Below are 5566 nucleotides of genomic sequence, written 5' to 3'. Positions count from 1 at the left end.
CCCGGGTCCAAGGGACAGGAACCGCCGGGATGAGCTTCCCGTAGATTCGGTTTTTGAACTCGGCACGGGAAATCGTCAAGGCGCTGCTTGCCATGGCGCTGTGCCCTCCTCATGACCAATGTTATGCCGTGAATGTCTCTGAATACACCTGATACTTCAAGACCTTGGCCATGTCCAGGTCGAATCCGAGACCTGGAGAATCGGGGACTTCGATGCGGCCGTGCGAATCCATTTCGATCAGAGGCTTCGTGATGTCGTCCGTGAACCATCTGAGACTGGGTTCGAGGTCCGCCGGATAGGCGTACCCCGGCAGGGTGGCCATGTGCAGCCCGCCTGCGGCGGACACACCGAGCTCCGGCATATACCCGCACCATACAGGCACGCCCTTCGAGCGGCAATAGTCATGGATTTCGACGGCGGGGCCGAAACCCCCGACTCTCTGCAGCTTGATGTTGATGATACGTCCCGCGCCGATCTCTACCGCCCTCTTGACTGCCTCCAGTGTGTCTGCGCTCTCGTCCAGGCAGATCGGAGTCTTCACCATGGCCTGCAGCACGGCAAGGTCATCGAGGGCATCGCCTGGGAAAGGCTGCTCGAACATGATGAGCCCGAAATCGTCGAGCGCCCGGAAGACCGAGGAATCCGAGAGGGTGTACGCGGCGTTTGCGTCGACAAAGAGGGGTATGTCACCGAAAACGCGTCGGACTTCCGAGACGGGCTTGACGTCCCAGCCTGGCTTGATCTTGATCTTGACGCGGACATACCCATCTTCGAGAAAGCGCTCGATCGCCCGAAGCAACTCGGGGATGGTGTCGTAGATTCCCACTGCAAGTCCGGATGGAACCGGTCCGCCCCGTCCCCCGAGCAGGGAGTAGAGGGGGACCCCCTTCCTGCGGGCTTCCAGGTCCCACAAGGCCATCTCGAGACCGGCCTTGGCGAAATGGTTGCCCGGTAGTGCCCCTGCGAGGCGCGAGTAATCTCGTGGCCCGGAAAGCTCGGTCCCCAGGAGGCCAGGCACGAGCGTCGACCGGAGCACGGCAAGGCAGGACTCGGGCGTCTCATCTGAGTAGAAACTCCCTGCCATGGGTGAGGACTCTCCGATGCCACACGAGTCCGCCTCCCATACCCGGGACAGGATTCCGTCCTTCACATCTACCGACGCGGTTGATATCCGAAATGGCTCCACGAGCGGGACTCTGACATGCATGAGATCAACTCGGTCTATCCGCATTCCCAATTCTCCCTGTTCAACATCGACTTTGATTCCCGGCGCCTCCGGGCGCATCCTACTCCTGCAGGCCCTGGTTTGCTGCACGATACTCCCTCAGTTTGTTCCTCAGACACCTCTCGCTGATCCCTAACAGCTTCGCGGTGAGCTGGCGTTTCCCACGCGTGCGGCGGAGAGTCTCGAGAATCGCTCTGCGTTCCAGGTCCTCAAGGGTATCACCCCACTTGAAGGGAAGCGAACCACTCTCGCCAGTGGTGGACCAAGGACCGGAACCCATCCGTGTACGTATCCCGTCTCCAACAGGCCCCTTTCGGGATACGTGCTCCGGGTTCGCTCTGACGAAATCGATGGGCAGGTCGGTCACCTGAACGATCGGCTCGGACTCGGGATCCAGAAGGGCGACAGCACGTTCGATCACGTTCTCGAGTTCCCGGACGTTCCCCCTGTACTCCGCCGCCATGAGCACCGACATCGCCTCGGGGGAGACCCCTGTTGCGGCCTTGCCGAACCTCTGACTATAGAGGTGAAGGAAATGCTGGACGAGAAGGGGGATATCCTCGCGCCTCTCCCGTAGAGGAGGAAGCTCGATCCCGACCACATTGAGCCGGTAGAAGAGATCCTCCCGGAATTCCCCCTTTTCCACCTGGGCCCTGAGGTCCTTGTTGCTCGCGGCGACGATCCGCACATCCACCTTGCGCGGGGATGTTCCCCCCAGCGGGGTGACGCTTCTATCCTGTATCACCCGGAGCATTTTCGCCTGGATCCCGGGGTCCATGTCCCCAATCTCATCGAGAAAGAGTGTGCCCCCATCGGCTGCCTCGAACCTCCCGGGTTTGCGGCGGACCGCCCCTGTGAATGCACCCCTTTCGTGCCCGAAGAGCTCGCTTTCGAGAAGGGGGTATGGTATGGCGGAGCAGTTGATGGCTTCGAAAGGCCCGTGTTTGCGTTTGCCTGTGTAGTGCAGAGCCTTGGCCACGAGTTCTTTGCCAGTTCCACTCTCTCCCAGGATCAACACGTTGGAGTCGATCCACCGTGCCTTCTCGATCAGCGAGAAAACCTGGCGCATGCCCGGGCTGCGCCCGATCAGGCCCCCGGGACCGTAGCGAACCTCAAGCTCCCGGTCCAGCCTTCGCACTGTGCGTCTGAGCGTCGCATTCTCCGCCGCATGCGACAGGACTGCCTTCAGCTCCTCTACGTCCAGAGGCTTCGTGATGTAATCGGGGGCCCCGCCCTTCATGCAGTCCACGGCAGAGCGGATGCTGCCGTAAGCGGTCATGACCACGAAAGTCGCGTCGGGTTGCTCCTGCCGGAGTCTGGACAGGAGATCCATTCCGTCCGCACTTCCGAGCCTCAAGTCCAAGAGGCATACGTGAAAGCCCTGAGACTGCGCGACCGCGACTGCGTGTTCGGGGCTGGACGCGCTGACCACCTCGAACTGGTCTTCCAGCGCAAACCTCAAAGATGCGAGGATGGCCTCTTCATCGTCAACCACAAGAACAGATGGCCTCCTGCTCATACCCCCGCGCTCCTTTCCGATGCTGTGTTTCGGGTTGGCAGGGTCAGAGTGACCGATGTGCCTTGGCCGGGTAGGCTGGAGATCTCCAGGTTCCCGCCATTCTCCTGCACAAGCTTGTAGCTCACCGAAAGCCCGAGCCCGGTGCCCTTGGGTTTGCGGGTGAAGAAAGGCTCGACCACACGCCTGAGATCCTCTTTCGCGATCCCCGGCCCTGAGTCGCAGACGGCAAGGTGCACGCGGTCGTCATCCTCCGTCCAGGCATCGACGCGAACCTCGCCGGGGCCGGACATCGCCTCGACCGCGTTCAATACCAGGTTTATCAGCACTTGTTTGATCTGGTTCCTGTCTGCAAATACGGTGAGTCCAGGCTGAACGCAAGCTCGGAGTGATACCCCGACGCGGTCCGCCTCGAACTGGAACACCCCAAGCACCGAGTCCACCAGGCTGCTCACGTCGAACTGCTCTCTTGCAGGCTTCCTCGGTTTCGCGTAGGTCATGAGGTCAGTTACTATCTCGTTCAGCCTGTCGATCTCGACAGGCAGGTGACGGGAGATCTCTTCCCTGAACCCCGGAACGTCATACTTGGAAGGCAGCATGTCGATGAAGGCCTTGATGGAGGTGAGAGGGTTGCGAATCTCGTGTGCTACCCCGGAGACTACCTGGGCCATGGCCTCCATCTTGTCGTGCGTGGCCTCGACTTCCTCAAGCCGCTTGGTGTCGGTGACATCTCGGAACACCAGTATGGCCCCGTTCGCGCCGCCCTCTCGCGCAAGAGGCCCGAGGTTGAACCGGATCACTCGCTCTGAGCCCCCCACATCGGCCAGGACCTCCCGGTCCCTGTGGACCGTTCCGGTCCTGAGGGTCCCACACACCAGCGCACTGTCGATGAAACGCGAGAGCGGAGAGTCCGCCCAGCGTCGCCCGATGAGATCAGAGACGTCCACACCACAGAACTCAGCCGCGCTGGCATTCGCGGCAACAATGAGAGACTCTGCGTCTATGGCCACGATTGCATTGAAGGAGTTCTCCAGGATCATGGCCTGAAGCTTGTTCACCTGCGACAGCTCGCGGGTGCGTGCGGCGACCTCCCGTCGCAGAGTCCAGTTCCAGTAGATCACGGCGAGTGTGACCAGCGCGGCCGCGCCAAGCAGGGCTCCGAGAACCCGCATGAGGCCCTTGAGAAAGGCAGTGGGCGGTTCTATCTCTTCGCCGAACCACTTCTGGTAGATCCTATCGTAAGTGCCCGCCTTCTTAACTCTGGCGAGCCCTCGGTTGAACAGCTCCACCAGTTCCCGGTCGCCGTCGCGGAATGCCATGCAGTAGGGGGCGGGCGCAATAGGCTCTCCCACCATCTTGATCTCGTCGGTCTTCATCTTCCGCTGCGTCATGTAGATTCCCGCAAGACGGTTGCCGAGGAAGGCGTCCACTTCCCCGGCAATCAGGGCTTCCAGCGCCGCCTGCTGGTTCTCGAAGACTACAGAACGGGCCCCACCGACGCGCCTGAGAGAATCGAGAGAGATGTCGCCCCGCTGCACTGCTACAGCGTGGCCTCGCAAGTCCGAGAGGTCGGATATGTCGAACCGTTCCCGCCTGACAAAGATGCTCTGCGACGAAGTCAGGTACGGGGTGGAGAAGTCGTATATGACGTCCCGTTCCGGGCTGTACTTCATGCCCTGAATTGCATCGACGAGTCCGTTCTCGAGCGCCTGCCGCACCTGCGACCATGGCATCGGAATGAGCTCTATGTTGATTCCGAGTTCGAGTGCGACCGCGTTCATGAGATCGACGTTGAACCCGCGGTACACCCCAGTCTCGGACACGAACTCATACGGCGGGAAGTAGTTGTCCCCGCCAATGCGAATTACGGCAGGCTCGTCCTGAAGGCTCGGAGTGAGGCAGACAGTACGGCCTCCGAACACCGTCACCACTGCGATCAGGACAATGCATGTGAGCGTCGCCCGTCGACCGTCTGACCCGCCCGGAAGTCGCACTGCATCCGCCGCCTCCAAATCCCCGCTGTTTTTCGGTTTTTTCGCTTTGATCCCCCCACATTCCTCCTGACCGGCACATTGTGCCGGTAGCACCCGGCATATTGTGCCGCATCCGCACACATTGACCGGCTCCACCTGCGGTTTCGCATGGCACGGTTCTTGCTTATACAAGGTGCGCAACCTCACATCCCAGGGGTGGTCATATGCAGGAGCCTCGAGCGAACATGGCTTTCACTGGCATCGCCTCGTTTGCGAAGCTTCCGGTGGTGGAGGACCCAGTGGGGGCAGGAGCGGACGCAGTCGTACTCGGTGTGCCTTATGACGCCGGAATAGGCTTCAGGCCGGGCACAAGGTTCGGCCCCAGGGCAATCAGGGACATGTCTACCCGGTACGCCTTTGGCGAGGCAGGATCCTCTGAGCGAGGGTACTTCGATATAGAGACGGGCGAGCGGATGCTCGACAACGTCACGGTAGTGGACGGCGGGGATGCAGACATCCTCTACCTTGACACAGATTACACATTCACGAGGATCACGACGGCTGTCGCCCGAATCGTCCAATCCGGTGCAGTCCCGGCTGTCCTGGGGGGCGATCACTCCATCACTTTCCCCGTGGTGAGAGGTCTGGAGGCCCGGGGGCCTTTCGGATTGATCCATCTCGACGCCCACCTGGACTTCAAGGACACCGTCGCGGGTGTGACTCTCGGGAATTCCAGCCCCATCAGAAGAGCCTCGGAGCTTCCGTTCGTAACTGAGATCGTGAGCATCGGCACGCGAGGTATCCGCACTTCCGAAGTGGATCTCGCTGCTGCGCGAGCGCGTGGGAACGTGA

At 60.9% G+C, this 5566-nt stretch carries 4 protein-coding genes; 1 reads left to right on the top strand and 3 read right to left on the bottom strand.

Going from position 1 to position 5566, the window contains the following annotated elements; all coding sequences use genetic code 11:
- Positions 1-121 precede the first annotated feature (121 nt).
- From menC to NUW23_10855, 3 genes are read right to left on the bottom strand one after another with little or no spacing between them, the layout of a single operon-like run.
- Positions 122-1231: an o-succinylbenzoate synthase gene (gene menC / locus NUW23_10865; GenBank protein ID MCR4426664.1), complete on the bottom strand. Its 1110-nt coding sequence runs from the start codon at positions 1229-1231 to the stop codon at positions 122-124.
- 55 nt (positions 1232-1286) lie between these two features.
- Entirely contained in the window at positions 1287-2744 is a 1458-nt protein-coding gene (locus tag NUW23_10860) for a sigma-54 dependent transcriptional regulator (protein MCR4426663.1), read from the bottom strand.
- Positions 2741-4735, bottom strand: coding sequence for a transporter substrate-binding domain-containing protein (locus NUW23_10855; protein ID MCR4426662.1), 1995 nt, complete (start codon positions 4733-4735; stop codon positions 2741-2743). The genes NUW23_10860 and NUW23_10855 overlap by 4 nt, the downstream gene beginning before the upstream one ends.
- 224 nt (positions 4736-4959) lie before the next feature.
- On the opposite strand from NUW23_10855, the gene NUW23_10850 reads away from it, so the two are divergent.
- On the top strand, positions 4960-5566 hold a 607-nt coding region (locus NUW23_10850), incomplete at its 3' end, for an arginase family protein (protein MCR4426661.1).

This window comes from Bacillota bacterium (genome assembly GCA_024655925.1).
Taxonomy (GTDB): domain Bacteria; phylum Bacillota; class DTU025; order DTU025; family JANLFS01; genus JANLFS01.
The sequence above is the reverse complement of the archived record's forward strand: the minus strand, read 5'-3'. Positions and strand labels throughout refer to the sequence as shown.